Origin of the sequence: Pseudoalteromonas undina, assembly GCF_000238275.3 — a bacterium.
Taxonomy (GTDB): domain Bacteria; phylum Pseudomonadota; class Gammaproteobacteria; order Enterobacterales; family Alteromonadaceae; genus Pseudoalteromonas; species Pseudoalteromonas undina.
In genome coordinates this window covers 325680-343678 of sequence record NZ_AHCF03000002.1, presented here as the reverse complement: position 1 = coordinate 343678, position 17999 = coordinate 325680, and the positions used below count along the sequence as shown (strand labels likewise).

14 protein-coding genes and 1 tRNA gene are annotated in these 17999 nt (G+C 36.0%); 1 reads left to right on the top strand and 14 read right to left on the bottom strand.

Annotation, left to right across the window (positions count from 1 at the left end):
* Positions 1-25 precede the first annotated feature (25 nt).
* From PUND_RS02215 to PUND_RS02150, 14 genes are all read right to left on the bottom strand, one after another.
* Complete coding sequence (locus PUND_RS02215; RefSeq protein ID WP_010390626.1) at positions 26-1156, bottom strand: glycosyltransferase family 4 protein; 1131 nt, start codon at positions 1154-1156, stop codon at positions 26-28.
* Positions 1157-1272: 116 nt separating this feature from the next.
* Positions 1273-2469: an asparagine synthetase gene (locus tag PUND_RS02210; protein ID WP_010390624.1), complete on the bottom strand. Its 1197-nt coding sequence runs from the start codon at positions 2467-2469 to the stop codon at positions 1273-1275.
* Entirely contained in the window at positions 2462-3424 is a 963-nt protein-coding gene (locus PUND_RS02205; RefSeq protein WP_010390622.1) for a hypothetical protein, read from the bottom strand. The genes PUND_RS02210 and PUND_RS02205 overlap by 8 nt, the downstream gene beginning before the upstream one ends.
* Positions 3425-3453: 29 nt before the next feature.
* Positions 3454-4767, bottom strand: coding sequence for a lipopolysaccharide biosynthesis protein (locus PUND_RS02200; protein WP_010390620.1), 1314 nt, complete (start codon positions 4765-4767; stop codon positions 3454-3456).
* A gap of 39 nt (positions 4768-4806) precedes the next feature.
* Positions 4807-5937, bottom strand: a complete 1131-nt coding sequence (wecB, locus tag PUND_RS02195) for a non-hydrolyzing UDP-N-acetylglucosamine 2-epimerase (protein ID WP_010390618.1) — start codon at positions 5935-5937, stop codon at positions 4807-4809.
* A complete protein-coding gene (locus tag PUND_RS02190; RefSeq protein WP_010390616.1) occupies positions 5934-6806 on the bottom strand; it encodes a dTDP-4-dehydrorhamnose reductase family protein in 873 nt (290 codons plus the stop codon). Before PUND_RS02190 ends, wecB begins: the two co-directional genes overlap by 4 nt.
* 2 nt (positions 6807-6808) lie before the next feature.
* Entirely contained in the window at positions 6809-7846 is a 1038-nt protein-coding gene (locus tag PUND_RS02185; RefSeq protein ID WP_010390606.1) for a polysaccharide biosynthesis protein, read from the bottom strand.
* A 33-nt stretch (positions 7847-7879) separates the two neighbouring features.
* Positions 7880-9013 carry a glycosyltransferase gene (locus tag PUND_RS02180; protein ID WP_157600336.1) on the bottom strand — a complete coding sequence of 378 codons (1134 nt, stop codon included), beginning with the start codon at positions 9011-9013 and terminating at the stop codon, positions 7880-7882.
* Between the two features lie 65 nt (positions 9014-9078).
* Positions 9079-10122, bottom strand: a complete 1044-nt coding sequence (locus PUND_RS02175) for an NAD-dependent epimerase/dehydratase family protein (protein ID WP_010390603.1) — start codon at positions 10120-10122, stop codon at positions 9079-9081.
* Between the two features lie 145 nt (positions 10123-10267).
* Positions 10268-11548 carry a Vi polysaccharide biosynthesis UDP-N-acetylglucosamine C-6 dehydrogenase TviB gene (gene tviB / locus PUND_RS02170; protein WP_010390602.1) on the bottom strand — a complete coding sequence of 427 codons (1281 nt, stop codon included), beginning with the start codon at positions 11546-11548 and terminating at the stop codon, positions 10268-10270.
* 70 nt (positions 11549-11618) lie between these two features.
* Positions 11619-12590 (bottom strand): Wzz/FepE/Etk N-terminal domain-containing protein, encoded by a 972-nt coding sequence (locus PUND_RS02165; RefSeq protein ID WP_010390601.1) that lies wholly within the window; start codon positions 12588-12590, stop codon positions 11619-11621.
* A gap of 480 nt (positions 12591-13070) precedes the next feature.
* Positions 13071-15737, bottom strand: coding sequence for an SLBB domain-containing protein (locus PUND_RS02160; protein WP_010390600.1), 2667 nt, complete (start codon positions 15735-15737; stop codon positions 13071-13073).
* Between the two features lie 123 nt (positions 15738-15860).
* Positions 15861-16643, bottom strand: a complete 783-nt coding sequence (locus tag PUND_RS02155; RefSeq protein WP_010390599.1) for a DUF481 domain-containing protein — start codon at positions 16641-16643, stop codon at positions 15861-15863.
* A 93-nt stretch (positions 16644-16736) separates the two neighbouring features.
* The gene (locus tag PUND_RS02150; RefSeq protein WP_010390598.1) at positions 16737-17555 is read right to left on the bottom strand and encodes a mechanosensitive ion channel family protein; all 819 of its coding nucleotides are present in this window, start codon (positions 17553-17555) and stop codon (positions 16737-16739) included.
* A gap of 310 nt (positions 17556-17865) precedes the next feature.
* Between PUND_RS02150 and PUND_RS02145 the strand changes: the two genes are divergently transcribed.
* A tRNA-His gene (locus PUND_RS02145) sits at positions 17866-17941 on the top strand.
* The last annotated feature ends 58 nt before the right edge of the window (positions 17942-17999 follow it).

Here is a 17999-nt window from a genome sequence, read left to right as displayed (position 1 = left end):
TTAATCCAGATAGGTGAGCTGGTCATCATATTAACCTAAGAATATTTTCTACTCTGGAATACCAAGAATAAGATGACACAAAATCTTTCAGGGCTGATTCACCTAGTGTGTTTTTTAATACAGGATCATCTCTGAGAGTAATTAACTTTTCAGCCCAATCAACCGGTTGATCAGCTATGCAAAGTAATGAGTTTTTTTTATCTTGTAATACTTCATGTAATACAGGGATATCCGATGAAAGTATTGCCTTACCGGCAGCCATATATTCGAACACCTTTAAGGGAGACATCCACTTGACTGTATTTCCTCCACCACCAGATACGGCAACACTCGATTGGTATGGAGCTAGTAAAACTTCACAACCCATTCGCATTCTTTCAGCCTCACTCGGAGATACAAAACCATGAAAAGTGACATTAGAAAGATCGTTGGATAGTGCTTTCCAATGGTTTATATCTGACTCTTGCCCCCCAATAATATGAAAGTCTGCCCAATCACACATAGAGGCTAATTCGATAATTATATCTACCCCTCTCCCAGGGTATAAGTGTCCAACATAACCAACCTGCATGCGATTTTCATCATTTTCAAAGTCAAAAGGCTCTGTATCAGGAGCTATAGGGTCAGCTCCGTCAGCAGCAACAATAATTTTACCTTTTAATTGCGGAAAATTAGCTAAGTAATATGCTTTAAGCGAATGCGTAATGACTACTAAATTTTTAAAGTTTTTCTTAGATATCATATTTCTAAACATGCTAGGTTTTAAGCCTTTGGCATTGCTATCACAAATTGGAGTGTGAGATTCATAAACAACCTTTTTCCCCATTAAAGACGCGAAAAAAGCACCATGAAAATCCCTACAAAAAACTAAATCAGCATTCATTCTGTGGCTTTTTAAGGCTGCAAAAAAACCATAAAAAAGTGATGTTCCTTTCAAATAAGTCAGCCAAGGTAACTTGGCTATATTAAATATATTACTAGTTCCATAAAACTCATAGACATCTGTTATGTCTTTTTCATAATTATCTTTAACATCTGGTGCTAATAAGGTTACTTCGTGACCCAGCTCTGAAAAAGCCTGACAAACTTTCATTACATGAATACTATTTGCAGTCCTAGATGGGATTATAGAACTAGAGATATAAGTTACTTTCATTAATACGCCTTGAAACTTTACCTAATTGATTAAATTATGCTTTTTATTTAGCAACAATCTGTATTATTACTGATTATTACTGATTATTACTGATTATTACTGATTATTACTGATTATTACTGATTATTAGCGGATAAGTTAACTTCTAAAGACGCTAAATTAATAATTGCATCTGAAAAAATAGCATTGTGGTTTTTATGGTTTCTTAATAGCTCAACTGGATCCAACTTTAAATTTAGATTACGTTTGGCTAACCTATGAAGAAGCATATCTAATAATTTATAAAGTGCTTTATCATCACAAATTCTGCGATTAAAATTTTGGTAGTTAATTGTTTTATCCCTCAACGAATTTAATCGATGGGCACCTCGCCAAAGTTTAATCAAAGTTGGGTGAGTATTTAATTTAAGGCCGTAGTTATTTTTACAAGGAAAGTTAAATGCTGCGGGAAAGGCATTAATTAAGAATTCATTATAATAAGACTGCTCTCTTCGGCACTCTGTGGGTAAAGAAAGCATATGATTAAACCAGTCAGACTCGATAAATGGAGACTTACAATTTAATTGTTTTGGCATTACATGAGGGTGAACATACCTTAATTGCCTTACTTCAAAGTCTAAGTACTCGTCTTTAGTAATCTTACTTAAAATAAGCTCTGGAAACTTTACTATCTCATTTAAATTAGATGCTTCCAAATCATGCAAAGAGCAGCTTCTAACCATTTGGTTTTTTGACAAAAATCTTTGTAATAATTGTGTGTTATCTACACTCACCACTTCTGGCAAATGAGAACCAGCTAAAGGATCCCCCATAAAACCAACAAGCACCAAATCACTGTTAAAAGTATTTTTAATTTCATCATATGGCGGGTGATAAAATAGTGTAGTTTGATAATCAAACATTGAAGCTGTATCAAACAATGATTTTTCATCAAAGCTATACTCAGATAGTTCATAAGAGTTACATGTGACTCCTAACTTTTTACTTATACCTTTGCCTATCTCAAAATCATAACTGGATTTTGTACCGAAAGTATAAGTTTTAATTTTATCAGCACTTCGAAGCTCCAGAAGACCGGCCAATAAAGCTCTACTGTCGAGACCTCCACTTATAGGCACAACTATATCATCATTAGTATCACCTATACACCCCTCCAAACAAGACATAAATATATCTTTTGTAGTTTTATAATCAGGCTTTTTAGCATTGGAAGATATTTGTGAATAATCAAACTTAATACTTGGAGTGTATGTAATATCGTAACCAAAATTAAGAAAACTACCTATAGAAAGCGGGTTATTAATATCAATCATTGTTAAGTCTCAAAATATATATTTCACTATTTTCTCGATCCGAGATATAAATATTATTATTGGACACGTCAAGTCCATGTAATTCACCATCGACGCTATAGCATGCCTTCTCAAGGCCACTTGACATTTCAAAAATATGTAAGTTAAACATAGATATTACTGCAAGTAAGTCCTCTTCAATAACACATGCGCAAAATGGTTTAAAATTAACACTTGAGGGCTTCAATAAGATTTTCGAGAAGGTACCTAAATTGTTTAGCCTGTATACGACACCTATAGATTCTATACAAAATATAACTCCATCCTCACAAGGTGTTACATTTGCTAAACGACCACTTTCCGGTGGAGTAAACTCTTTTATAGGGTTTAATTTTTCATCTACAAATGACAATACATTTCTATTTTTTTGAGTAAATATAAAGCCATTTTTGTACAGCGATACCCCATTGGGCTTATTAATATTGAAAAATCTTTTCGAAGTTAGCCTAAAAGAGGATGAGAAAAAGTAGGCAGCATTATGAAAAAAACTTGTTCTTACATTATGCTTGACACTATTTGGTTTGAAGTGAGTTTCTATATAAGAACCTGAAACACTCATTCCCTTTATAAATTTAGCGATATTTTTTATTTTCGATGATGTTGAAGCAAAAAAACCTAGCTCAGTAATATATTTATTATTACTGTACTTCAGTAGTCTATGATTATGCCAATCACTTACTAGTAAACAAACCTTTTCGCCCTCCTTAATAGCTTTTACATGTACAGGTTCTCTGAATTTATATCTACCATATCCACAACCCTCTCCAACAACCACCTCATCATCTAAAGTCGAAAGATTTAACTTAGATATAGAGTTCATCAAAGAGCTTGAATAATAGATCGAGTCATCCAAAATTGAGATACTGTTCACTAGTCTGTTCTTTAATTTTACTTTCCCGGTTAACTCTATTCTCATTTTAATACTTCCTAATTAATCCCTAGCCCCTAATTTATAACAAAGAAACTAATACCCATAGAAATGAGAAAAAACAAAATTGAAATGTAATTATTATAAGGAATATACTGATTTTTTTGAGCTAGATAATAGATTATAGCAAAGCTTGCTATCATACCAAAAAGGTAACCCACACCGCCAGCAATAACTCCAAGCTCACTAACAAACATATATGATAAGCATAAACTCACTCCTCCACCGGCAATAGTACCAAATGAGTTAACATAAGTTTTTCTTGACCAAGCATTACCAACAGCAATTATGTTTATTGCTCCTTGCCATAAATATCCAAATAAAATTAATAAGATTAAATTTCGATTTAAGGCTGCTTCATTAGCTCCTAGTAATAAAATTAGGAATGGAGATAATAAATAAATAAGTAAAATGATAAGGCTACCAAAGACCCAATAAACATTTAAAGACTTTGCAAACATTAAATGGGAATTATTTTCGCCAAAAAGCCTCATACAGTATGGGTCCCAAGCTGTTCTAAATGCTTGCAACAAAACCATAAATACCATTGCAACCTTAAGCGATAAGCTATAAACCCCCAAATCAAAATCAGATGACTTGTCTGCAATAACCAAACGGCCAGATGATGCTAGCAACCAGCCAGCCAAGCTTGATATTGCGATTGGAACGCCATAATAAACTATTTCTTTGAGGTAATTGGATGGCGTACTCAAAGATACTAACTTTTTGAGATAAAGTGTGGATATAACTCCTAAAGCAAACTGAGCAAGAGCAATACCATACAAAACTGATAGGACGTTAGGCTCATAAAAATATATAAATATTATCCCTAACATAGCTGTTAGTAGCACACTTAACAAACTTAGAGCCACATATTGTTTTGCTTGATGCTCCATTCTTAAAATTATTGTATTTAATGCAAATAACTGCCTAGGAAAGATAGCTAATAAAATAGGCAACAAATAATCAAAGCGTATTTCGGAAATTTGGAGAGGTAGTAGAAATGTTATAAGAAACAGTATGAGTAGACAAACATAAGTCACTAGATATATTTTAATCGCTGAGCTTATGAGATCTTTCAATGTATTCGATTTCTTACACTCATAATAGCTTCTCATAACTCCAGAAACAGCCTGTGCTTCACATATAATAAACACAGCCATTCCAATTGTTATGTATAAGTCAAGAACTCCAAAGCCTTCAATACCTATTACATTGATATAAATAGGTATAACCAAAAGAGGAGCAAACTTTGATATAACGCCTGTCAATCCATATAGGATTGACTCCTTTAGCAACGAGCTTTTAATGATTTTTTTAATGCGCGACAAAAATTAGTTTCCTAACCAAAAAGTATAAAAAGTTACAGTTCAAGACTTCTTCCAAACAAACTTATTAACATAATCGGTATAACTAATAATTGTTCTTAAAACCTTATCTGATACATTAGGTGCTATATAATTATTAACTTTATTGATTAATCTAACCTTACCCCTAGGTTGATTTTCCAAAATATCTATTGCCTGTAGTATGCGTTCCACATTCATGCCTGTAAACATGACAGCCCCCTCTTCGAAGCCTTCAGGCCGCTCTTGTGCATCACGAATGTTAATAGCAGGGAAATTTAATATTGATGACTCTTCGGTAATAGTACCGCTATCACTTAATACCACTTTTGCTTCCATTTGAAGCTTTATATAATCACTAAAACCTAAAGGTTTCATTAATCTAACAAGTGGGTGGAATTCTAAATTAAGTAGATCAATCTTCTTTCTTGTGCGTGGGTGAGTAGAAACAATTATCGGGTATTTATACTTTTCTGCAATTGTATTTAATACTTGTACGTAACTATGAATATTTTTTTCAGAGTCTACATTTTCTTCTCTATGAACACTTACGACAAAGTATTCGCAAGCTGTTAAATCTAGTGTTGATAAAATTTCAGCATTAGTAATTTTTTCCTTGTAACGATTAAGTACCTCATCCATTGGACTGCCTGTTTTAACTATCAGATCAGGCTTTAAGCCCTCAGCTAGTAAGTATTCGCGAGCTATATCTGTGTAAGGCATGTTAACGTCAGAAATATGATCCACTATTTTACGGTTGATCTCTTCTGGTACGCGCATGTCAAAACAGCGATTACCGGCTTCCATATGAAATATTGGGATTTTCTTACGCTTAGCTGGAATAGCAGCCATAGCACTATTTGTATCACCTAATATCAAGACAGCATCAGGCTTAACTTCAGCAAACATTCCATCAGCTTTGCTTATAACTTGTGCCATTGTTTCAGCAGCTGTAGCTCCTGCACACTCTAAAAATATGTCTGGCGCTCGAATTTCTAAGTCTTCAAAAAATATCTGATTCAGCTCATAATCATAGTTTTGCCCAGTATGAACTAGTATATGCTCACAAAATTCATCAAGTTTTGCTATGGTGCACGACAATCTAATGATCTCAGGTCGAGTACCTACAACAGTAACAACTTTTAACTTTTTCATGCTTTATACCTTTTTTCGTAATCTGTATGCATATACTCAACAAGTTTGCTCCACGCAGGTGGGCTAAACTGAGTTAATTGTCTAAATTTATCTGAATTTAGAGAGCGATCTATAACTAGTTCTTTCGATTCAGAAATAGTTATGTTTTTTTGGTATTGCTCTGCTATCAATTTTAATAGCGTGTATTTATCAATGGGATCCACCGACAAGTGCAATAACCCCGAGATTTCTGGTTGTGGTAAAATATATTCAACCAACAGCTTAGCTACATAACAAGTGGGCAAACCAGAAAATACCGCTTTAGAAAAACCTTTAGCGCTTTCGCCTTGTGATAAAAACCAGTCAACTAAACTTACTGCAGTAGTAAGTTCGTGCCCTATAATTGAGGTTCTTAAAGTTAAGTGCTTACCATAGCTCACTTCACCAAGGCACTTAGATTTACCATATAAATCGCACGCATCGGGTAATGAATCTTCGCTGTATAAACCTACGTCACCGGTAAATACACAGTCGGTTGAAAAATGAATCAATTTTGCTTTAACTCGATCGCAAATATCGGCAAGCTCATGAGGAAGTAACGCATTAATTTTAACAGCATCAATGTGTTGCTTTGAAATACCATGCTGTTTAATTAAACCTACACAGTTAATTACTACATCAGGCGCTACTGTTTCGATCGCAAGCTCCAGTGAGCTAATGTCATAGGCGTCAACACCAGTAATTAATTGCTGCTCTATATCGCTAAAAAAAGACTCTTTACCATCAATACTGCGTACTGTGCCAAATACGGATAAGTTAGCGTGTTCATTTAAGTTGCATAACAGGCTATAGCCAAGCATGCCAGTGGCACCTAAAATTAATATTTTCATACTTAAACACCTTCAGGAACGATGATGTTTCCAGACTCGATTTCACGCATAAAATCAAGCTTACGTAACAGTTGCTTCATGCCTTCAACATCTAACTGCTCAGTATTATGAGAATTATAATCCTCTACTTTTGAAAGGTCAGACTCACCTTCTTCAAAGAACTTTGAATAATTTAAATCTCTGTTATCAGCTGGTACTCTAAAGTATTCACCTTGCTCTTGTGAGACAAACATTTCTTCACGGCTACATAAAGCTTCGAATAGTTTTTCTCCGTGGCGGGTACCAATTACGTTTACAACATGCTCGGGCTTTTTAAGCATTTCAAGTAAAGCTTTTACTAACACTTCAATAGTTGCAGCCGGTGCTTTCTGTACAAAGATATCGCCATTTTTACCATTTTCGAATGCATGTAAAACCAAATCTACCGCATCATCTAGCGTCATCATGAAACGTGTCATTGTTGGATCAGTAATAGTAATTGGGTGATTATTAACTACCTGTCTAATAAACAAAGGAATAACTGACCCTCGCGACGCCATTACATTACCATATCGAGTACAGCAAATAGTTGTATTGGTATCTTCTAGATTACGACTTTTCGCTACAATAACTTTCTCCATCATCGCTTTCGAAATACCCATGGCGTTAATTGGGTAAACCGCTTTGTCAGTACTTAAACACACTACTCTTTGTACGTTATTTGCAATAGCTGCTTCTAGCACGTTTTCTGTGCCTAACACGTTAGTTTTAACGGCTTCTAACGGGTAAAACTCACAAGAAGGAACCTGCTTTAATGCAGCAGCATGATATACATAATCAACTCCCCTCATTGCAGTTGCTACACTTTGTGCATCTCTGACATCACCAATATAAAATTTCAACTTTGAATTATTAAAAACTTTTCGCATATCATCTTGTTTTTTTTCATCACGAGAAAATATACGGATCTCTTTGATATCTGTATCTAAAAATCGACGTAACACAGCATTACCAAATGACCCGGTACCGCCGGTAATCAATAGTTTTTTATTTTTAAACACAAATACTCCTAAAAATTTTAAAATTAACAAACATTACATTTCAAAAGCTTTAATGAAGCTATTAACATTATTTTGAGATGACAATCTATCATTACTCCAATTACTAAATGCAGTTTTTTCTTTATCTGTAGCTTCCAGTAAAACCTGTACCTTCCTTGCCATTAATGCAAAATCTCTAACATCATCAACTTGGGCGACTAAATCTTGTGATTGAAATAATTGTGCATAATCCCCTATGTATGAGGAAGTAAGTATTGGTGTGCCTGAAGCAGCATACTCGCCAATTTTACCAGGCGATGCTACCTCGTTCATTAAATCATTATCTCTTAATAAAACGCATATATCTGCTGCATTATAGTAATTTACAACTTCTGAGTTTGGCACTTCTTTAAGAACTATCTTTTCATCCGGAAGGCTTAACTTAGACATAAACCCCTTTACTATGAACTGATCACTTTTATGTGTAAGAATAATAAATTTGGCATTAGAAGTTACATTCTCTAAGTAATACTTAAAAAAACAAAGTGTATTTTTTATATTTTGCCACGAATAATATACGTTTCCTGCATAGACAAATACATGTTCATTTTTAATGCAAAGTTTATTTCTAAATGCTTGACGGTTCTTTGCACTAAAAGTTAAACGCCCCTTGACAAATCCAGTAGACGTTACTTGAACTTTTTCGGCTTTGAGAAAGCTATGTCTTTTTAATAAAACTTCTTTAAATGCTTTTGACAAAACAAGCAATCCATCTGCGTCTTTTATTTTTTCAGCAAAACTATCGATACTAGCTTTAGCAGAGAATAAATAGTCATCATAAAACCCATTTTTATAGGGATTCCTTTGTAAATAATTATATTCAGATAGGCCATCACCTTCGACCTCAATATAATATTTGAAGTTTTTACCAAAAATAAACTTTGTTAGTCTCAACGGCCTTAACTCTACTTTTTTAGCTATAAGCCCCACTTTTTTATACTTGAGCATGTTAAAAAAGAGGTATATGGCTGTATAAAGCATATTTAATGTCGTATGTGGAGTTTTTATTACCTTTACTCCATCAAGTTTACTTACTTCTTTATATTCATTTATCTGTTTTTTTATTTGCTGCCGTGACATAACCGTGAACATTGTTACATCAACCCCTTTTTCTTTAGCTGCAGACACCCAGCTATAATAAAGATAAAAGTGGTTTTTTAAATTAGGCCTAAAAAAATATAATCTTTTCAATTCTATTTATTACCATTCAAAAACTTAACATACCAAGGCATAGCCTTACTTATACCTTGTAATATTCTATATTCAGGGGCATATCCCAAATTAGAGTTAGCCTTACTCACATTAGCTTGAGAATGACGAACATCACCAGCTCTAAAATCTCTATAAGTAGGACCTTTTTTAACATCAATTGAGCATTCACTCAGGGCTGCTTGAATAGCTTTATATAAATCATTTAAAGTAGTTCGATCACCGACAGCCACGTTATAAACATTATCTTTAGCATCGTCTGGCGCTGTAGCAGCTAAAATATTCATTTGTACCGTATTTTCTATAAAACAAAAGTCTCGACTAGTTTCACCATCACCGTTTATAAAAACCTCTTCACCTTTTATCATATCAGCAGTCCACTTTGGTATTACTGCTGCATATGCTCCATTTGGTTCCTGTCTCTGGCCAAAAACATTAAAGTAACGTAAGCCGATTGTTTTAAAGCCATAGGTCTTCGCATAGACCCCAGCATATAATTCGTTAACGTATTTAGTTACAGCATATGGAGATAGTGGATTGCCTATATTTTCTTCTACCTTAGGTAAAGCTGGGTGGTCACCATAAGTAGAGCTACTTGCAGCATAAGTAAAACTTTTAACTTTAGCCTCTTTTGCGGCCTGTAACATATTTAAAAAACCAGTAATGTTAGCTGAATTAGTTGTTACTGGATCAGCAATTGAACGTGGCACAGAGCCCAGGGCTGCTTGGTGCAATACATAATCAATGCCATTACCGTTATTAGCTAATACTATTTCGCAATCTTGAAAATTTCGAATATCACCTTCAATAAAACTAAAACCTTCCCATTGCTCAGAAGTAACCAAACCTTTTACTTCATCAAGGTTATGCTGATGGCCTGTTGCAAAATTATCAAGCCCTACTACTTTTTGGTTTAATTTTAATAAGTGCTCTAAAAGGTTTGAGCCAATAAAACCAGCAACACCTGTAACTAGCCAAATTTTCGGTGATACCAATAATTCTGCTTTTATTTGTTCGTAACGAGTCATGATTTTCCTTTAAAAAATTAGGTTCTAGGTTCTAGGTTCTAGGTTCTAGGTTCTATAAAAGTATTAAAACATTTACTTTACCGTCAAAGATTTTCTAGCTTTACTTCTAGTGCCTTTATCTTCCTAGCGCCGAGTGCCTATGGCTTTACAAACGCATATCTACACTTTGTTTCGGTAGTACGTATTTTAAGTCGTAAAGTACATGATCTACTTTGCCTAGCCTACGAATTTTATCAGCCCCCATTTCTTTAAATTCGTTATGCCCGACTGCAATTATTATTGCATCATAGTTATTTTTTTTATACTCATCGGTTAAGCTCAAACCATATTCATTTTGTGCTTCCTCGTTTGAACACCAAGGATCTACAATATCTACATTTATATTGTATTCTTTTAGCTCTGTAACGATATCTGTCACTTTTGTATTACGTAAGTCAGGACAATTTTCCTTAAATGTTAGTCCCATCACTAACACGTTTGCACCATCTACATGAATACGCTTTTTAAGCATGCTTTTTACAAGTTCAGATACAACATGCTTACCCATACCATCATTTAATCTTCGTCCCGCTAAAATCATTTCTGGGTGATAGCCTACAGTCTGCGCTTTGTGAGTTAAGTAATACGGATCCACACCTATACAATGCCCTCCAACTAAGCCTGGTCTAAATGGTAAAAAATTCCACTTTGTACCTGCAGCCTCTAAAACCTCAAGAGTATCAATATCCAATTTATTAAAAATGATTGATAGTTCATTAATTAAAGCAATATTCACATCACGCTGAGTGTTTTCAATTACTTTAGCTGCCTCAGCAACTTTAATTGAACTTGCCTTGTGAGTACCTGCAGTAATAATTGACTTATAAAGCTGGTCAATTTTTTCAGCTATTTCAGGAGTTGAACCTGAAGTTACTTTTAATATGTTAGTTACGCGGTGCTCTTTATCTCCTGGGTTTATACGCTCTGGTGAATAGCCCGCAAAGAAATCTTTATTAAATACAAGGCCTGATACCCGCTCAACTACCGGTAAACAAGCCTCTTCAGTAGCACCAGGGTATACTGTTGACTCATAAATTATAACGTCGCCTTTTTTTACTACCTTTCCTAACATCTCACTGGCTTTTATGAGCGGTGTTAAATCTGGTTGTTTATGTGCATCAATAGGCGTTGGTACAGTTACAATATATACATTATAATTTTCAAGGTCTGATATAGTATATGAGAAGTTAAGTTGTGGGGATTGTTTAAGTTCTTCATCACTTACTTCAAGTGTTGTATCGTGGCCTTCCTGCAATTGTTTAATACGACATTGATTAATATCGAACCCTAAAACTGGATATTTTTTCCCAAACTCAACAGCTAGTGGTAACCCCACATACCCTAAGCCAATGACTGCTATATTTATATTTTCAAAACGGCTATTCATATTTTCCTCAGCGTTGGTAAATATTTACTAGGACACCCGTAAATATTTTTAATATTTGGCTTATTAAAACCTATTTATCACTATGTTTTTTTGAAAAATGCTTAAGTAGAACAACCATAAGTGACAGCATCATTCCAAGTAAAACGCCTATAACGCATATTACTGCGCGTTTTGGTTTGAACTTAACCTCAGGTACTAATGCTGGATCAATAGTCTTAAAAACATATTCATCACGTACATTGGCAAACATGATGATTTTAGCTTGCTCTTCTACCAATTTATAAAGTACTGCACGAATATCTGCTATTTTAGTATTTTCTAATTGGTTCATTAAAAACTCAGTACTTTTATTAGCTTCAACCACGTCTCGCTCTTTCATTGTTTTATTCAAATCAACGACTAGCCAATCTACCCACTGTTTTGCAATATAGGGGGATAAATGCTCAATTGAAATCGAAACCATTCCGCTCTCTTTACTTACATCAGCATTTACAACCTGTGAAAACACTTTAAAAGCTTCCTGCATTGAAGGCTTAGGTTTAAAAGGAGACTTTACTTTTCGTAGCCATTTATTTTCAGCTTTGTTATAAACTTCTTGATTATAAATAATTGTGTTTTTTTCACTTTCCCATGACTTAACAGCCATTAAATCTGGCAAAATATTGTGCTTTTGAATAAATTCACTGGTAAATTTACGCGATTTAAGTACCTCAAGCGCCATTTGTGTTTTATCAATCCCACCACCTGAACCTAAGTTAACTCCAGCTAAACTTGCAAGCCCACCAAACTGGCCCGAAAGAGCGCCCAATCCACCAGCTTTATCTTGCTCAGCAGGGGCAAGTAGCGCCTCAGACTTATATATATTAGGTTGGTTAATGGCATAAAAAACAGATGCCACAGCAAATAAGGTAGTTACAGCGATAATAATCCACTTGCCTTGCCAAATAGCAGTAAAGAGCTCGCGTAAGTCTATTTCGTCATCGCCAATGTTGTTTTGCAATGGTGTATTTGCCTGATTTTGGTTGTTTGAGTTGTTTTCCATTTAAATCTCATAAGTTCAGCTATCAGCTATCAGCTATCAGCTATCAGCTATCAGCTATCAGCTATCAGCTATCAGCTATCAAAAAGTTGTATAACAAGAACATTAGGTCAAGTTATTGTTTTAGGTTTTAGGTTTTAGGAGTTTTAGCTCGTCCTTCGTAACACCAAACCTGCTGCTACATTTACGCGACATAAAGCCACTCTTTAAAAATAATATGCACAAAGAGAAGTGAATGAGAGAATATGAGAAAACATACCCATTTTATTTATGTCTTCCTCTTAAGCGGGGCGCTCTCTTAACCTCTTTGTGAATGTATCTATTGTTTTTAACGCGAGATAAAGTCGCTGCTACATTTGCGCGGCATAAAGCCCCGACTTCTTTAAATCCAAATACTGTGTTTGGTTTAATCTCAGTCTAAAACCTAGTTCCTAAAACCTCGAGCCTTAGAGCAGCTGCGGGATAAACCCGCACTGCATTATATTAAATACCACTTATGGCTGCTACTGCTACACCTAATTGATATAGAATCTGTGTTGCGGTGCTCCAAAGCGTTAGCTTATCCATATGGCCTGCATCTAGTGGGACAACAATGGTATCGCCAGGTTCAAGTTGGTTTGAGTTATTAACTGCAAACCAGTTGCCGGTATTTGGTATTTTTACTGAGCCGTTGGCTTTTATAATATAAATACGATCATCCGCTGCGCGCTCTTTTAAACCACCGCTTAGGTCTATGTATTCGTCTACGCTTATGCCTGCTTTATATAGATGCGAGGTAGAGTAATTAACCTCACCTATTACACTGATTGAGTCGCGTTCACTAGGCACATAAAGTACATCGCCATCTTGCAGTACTAGGTTTTGCTCATTGTTAACAATAAGCGGTAAATCTATAACTAAACGGCCTACGGCATCAACGTTAGCAAGGTCCTTCAAAAGCTTATTCATTTCATCGTAAGTAAGTGTGTTGCTACTTACTGAACTTTGAAAGCTTTTAGATGCTATATCTCGACGAAGTTCGGTAGATAAACGCGCTAGCTGTTGTTGCTCTTGCTCTTTAATTGATTGGCGAGTAAATACAGCGGCATTGGTTGCAGCAAACTCAGAAAAGCCACCGGCGCGCTTTAATAAGTTACTTAAGGTTTCACCGCGGCGAATAGTATAGGTGCCCGGAAATTTAAGCTCACCCTTTAGCTCTACTTTTAAGTTTTCTTGCCAATTTGGTATAGCAAATATATTTACGCTGTCTTTACTTTGTAATGAAATATTAGATGCTGTTTTACCTTGCATGGCGCTTTTAAGGTCAAACTTAATATGCTCAATATTTGATACATCATTAGTGGCAATTCTTGTTACTTCTGCTTGTTGTGTGTAAGCCGACTCTAACAAGCCGCCTGCGGCAGTAATTAAGTCTTTTACTTCACCGCCTTCCATTAACGGGTAAATACCTGGGTACATTACACTGCCAGTAATTTCAACAATCTGCATAGCCTGCAGTACACCGGCCTGCTGCTCTAACTTAGCAATTACAGGCTTAAGTAAATTATGTCGGCTAAATAGTGCAAAGCTTTTAGCATCCTCTTCTTGTTCTTTTAGCTTTTTCTCAAGCATTTGAGCCATACTTAAATTTGGGTTTTCTTCTTCTGGCTCTGACTCTTCAGTTATTACACCAACGTATTTTTCAAACTCTTTTTGTTGGTATTCATGCCATAGTTCTGCTTTGCGTTGCTGTTCTTGCTGCTCTTTAGTTAACGCTAAATTTGCAAGCGCTATATCTTCTAAAGTTTTTTCTTCAAAACGACTGAATACAATAATTTTATCGTTAGGGCTAAGTTGCAAGTTGTTCTCAGTATTTTTTGTAATGGCTTTTGCTAAATCGAATTGATGAATCTCAATATCACCATTTACGTTGGTTTCACGCACTACTAATGCATAATCTAAATCGGCCTGTGGTAATAAATCACCACGCACAGAGCCTAAAATATCTGAAATGCGTTTACCCTTGTACCACTGGTAATTACCAGGTCGTACTACGGCACCAATTAAACTAATTGAAGTTTGGTATTGTTCGCCAATGGCGCTAAAGTGAATCCGATCGCCATCTTGTGGAATGTAGTTAACTTGCTCTTTGCCAAAATCTACTGAAAGCACTTCTTTGTGTTGATTATTAAAGCGCTCAACAACCACACTTTTGGCATAAGCATTAGGTTTAATACCGCCGGCCATTTTTAATAAATGCTCTGCCGTTTCACCTTTTTTAAGCTCAAAAATAGCAGGACGCTTTACTAAACCGTCAACTGTTACTTGCTCTCCTACCGATGGAATAAACACCACATCGCCAGGCTTTAAAATAATATCGTTGCTGCTATCACCACGAATAAGTAAATCGTATAGGTCAAAATTAGCAACAAGTTTACCACCGCGCTTTACTTGAATATTACGCAGTGAGGCAATATCAGACACGCCACCACTTACAAATAATGCATGTGAAACAGTAGTTAGCGACGACACACTATAACTACCGGGCTTGTAAGCCTCACCTAAAACCAAAATACGAATACTGCGAAGTTTGCCAAGCGATACAAACGCTTTAACACCAATAACTTCTTGCTCTACTTTTACTTTAATTAGTTCTTTAACTTCAGCGAACGTTAAACCCGCTACTTGTACAGGGCTTAAATCGGGAATATTAATGCGGCCTTCACGGTCAACAATCACTTCAAAGCTTTCACTTTCTTTACCGTAAAAGTTAATTAATAGCTGATCGCCACGCCCTACTAAATACGTATCAGGAACGGGAGCGCTTTCATTAGGCATAAATGTGGTTGGTTCGCCTGCAAATAGGTCATAACCGAATGGCTTTACTGATTTATCTTCTGGCTTGAATCGCTCTTCATCTGTAAAAGCTCGTTCGTCGGTGGTATTACGCTCACCTACTGTGGGCTTGTCTTGTTCGTTATTTTTGCCATTAGTGCTACCAGCACCTTCAAGGCTTGAAATATCCACGCCATACTGCTTTGCCAGAGCCTGTTGTTGTGACTTAGGTAATTTTTGAAACTGCTCTAGTTGAGCGGCTGTTGGCGCAAATGCTAATGTGCTAAAGCTACATATAAGTACAAAAGTACTTAATAAATATTTAATAACGTTCACGAGTAGGTATTTCCCTAGGTCTACAACCAAAAATTGGTGGGTATCATACATTATTTACGAGCAAATAAAAAAGGGACTTTAGCCCCTTTCATAGTTTTATTACAATTTATTTACTACTTGATGTTAAAAGCTGTAAACAAGTGTTAATGAGGTCTCTGTATCAGTTGCTTCTTTGTCATCAGCCACGTCTGAGTTGTTGGTTATATTGTAGGCCACTTTCATTTGTAGTGAGCCATTAATTTTAGTCAGAAGAGCGGTTTCTGAGCGAGTTTTAGTATTGGTATCACCGTATTCCACAGATACTAACTGAGTAAAACGCGCGTTGTCTGAAATTTTCCAGCTAAAGTCTACTTTACCTAAGGCAATCACTTCGCCTTCGTATTCACCCGCTAATGAGTTGCCGTTTTCATCAACCTCTTCGCTAATATCTGGATATTTAAAATACTTATAACCCGGACCAATTTCAGCGTTTAACTTCATGTTTGTCTCGTTTAATAAACGTAAACCATAACCCGCTGAAATAACTGATTCACTTCGGTATGCACCAAAGTAGTCTGATACGTGCGACCCATAAATAAATAAATGAGCGTGCTTTTCGTTTAATTTGTAATTACCCTGCGCTGAAATAGAGTACTTTTCGTTAGTACGCTGCTTTTCTTTTGTACCGTCGTCGTTCTCTACTTCATCTTCTTTGTAGATGCCGTCTAACTTATACTCGTTATTCCAACTTTCTAAGTTATGCAATACTTTAATACCGCCTTTTAAAGTGGTTGTTTCTGTATTACCACTGGTAATGATAGCACCCACTTCGCTGGTAACTTCCCAGGTTTTTTGTTCTTCTTCTGATGCAAATGCACTGGTTGTAGCTGAGGCTGCTACTAAAATTGATAAAAGCTTAAGTTTCATTAAAAAATAACCCTGTAAAAATATTCATGCTCTTTAAAGCAGCGCTCACGTTAGCAAACCTAACGTGAGCATTACCTTAATAACTTTTTAAAATTAGTCTTGCTTGTGCAAATGCACATCCATTTGTGGGAATGGAATAGTAATATCGGCGTCGTCTAACGCTATTTTAATATTTTCCATTAACGACCAGTATGTTGGCCAGTAATCTTCTGAGTTAACCCACGGGCGTACGATAAAGTTAACGCTTGAATCGGCAAGTTCAGAAACCGATACGTTGTATGCAGGATCTTTTAAAATGCGTGATTCGTTATCTAGTACTGATTTAAGTACTTCTTTTGCTTTACGTAAATCGGCGTCGTAGCCAACACCAATCACAAGATCAACGCGACGCGTTGCTTCGCGCGAGTAGTTAATAATTGCATCTGACATTATTTTTGAATTCGGCATTACAATAACTTTGTTGTCAGGAGTGCGCATTTCTGTTGAAAATATTTCGATTTTTTTAATCGTACCGGCTTTACCGCCAGCTTCAACGTAGTCACCTGACTTAAATGGGCGTAGTAAAATAATTAGCACACCAGATGCAAAGTTAGATAACGACCCTTGCAGTGCTAAGCCAACCGCTAAACCTGCAGCACCTAAAATAGCAATGAATGACGTGGTTTCGATACCGATTTGTGATAGCGCCATTAAAATAGTGGCTGCAAACACAATGGCATACACAATACTAGATACAAACGATGAAACCGCTACATCTACTTTCTTCTTGTCGAATGCTTTAGCGGTTAAATTTGCACAAAACTTGGCAATTCGGCCACCGAGTAAAAATATAACAAGCGCTATAACTGCTTGAATACCATAGTGTAAAATTAAGCCTGAATTTTCATTCAGCCAATTGAGTATTGAATCCATATTAACTCCTGATAGTGTTATTAAGCAGTTTAGCGGTATTGTTTGTAGTATTGTAAATCTTTAATAGGTGTTTGCAACAACGTTTTACTAAGGGGTTAGGGGGTTGAGCCGCGGTTGTGGAGTTTTTAGGCCCGTTGCCCGTTACCCGTTACCCGTTACCCGTTACCCGTTACCCGTTACCCGTTACCCGTTACCAATAAGCTTAAATATAGAATACTTATAATAAGTTTAATTTTTTTTGATTTTTTGCTTCACAAGCATAGGGATATTATGTATTATGCGCGCCACACCAAACAAGGTGTATCTAGTGGCGGTTGTAGCTCAGTTGGTAGAGCCCCGGATTGTGATTCCGGTTGTCGCGGGTTCGAGCCCCGTCAATCGCCCCACTATTTTCTAAGTCCTCTCAGTAATATCCAAAGTTAATTTTTTAGTTATATCTAGTTC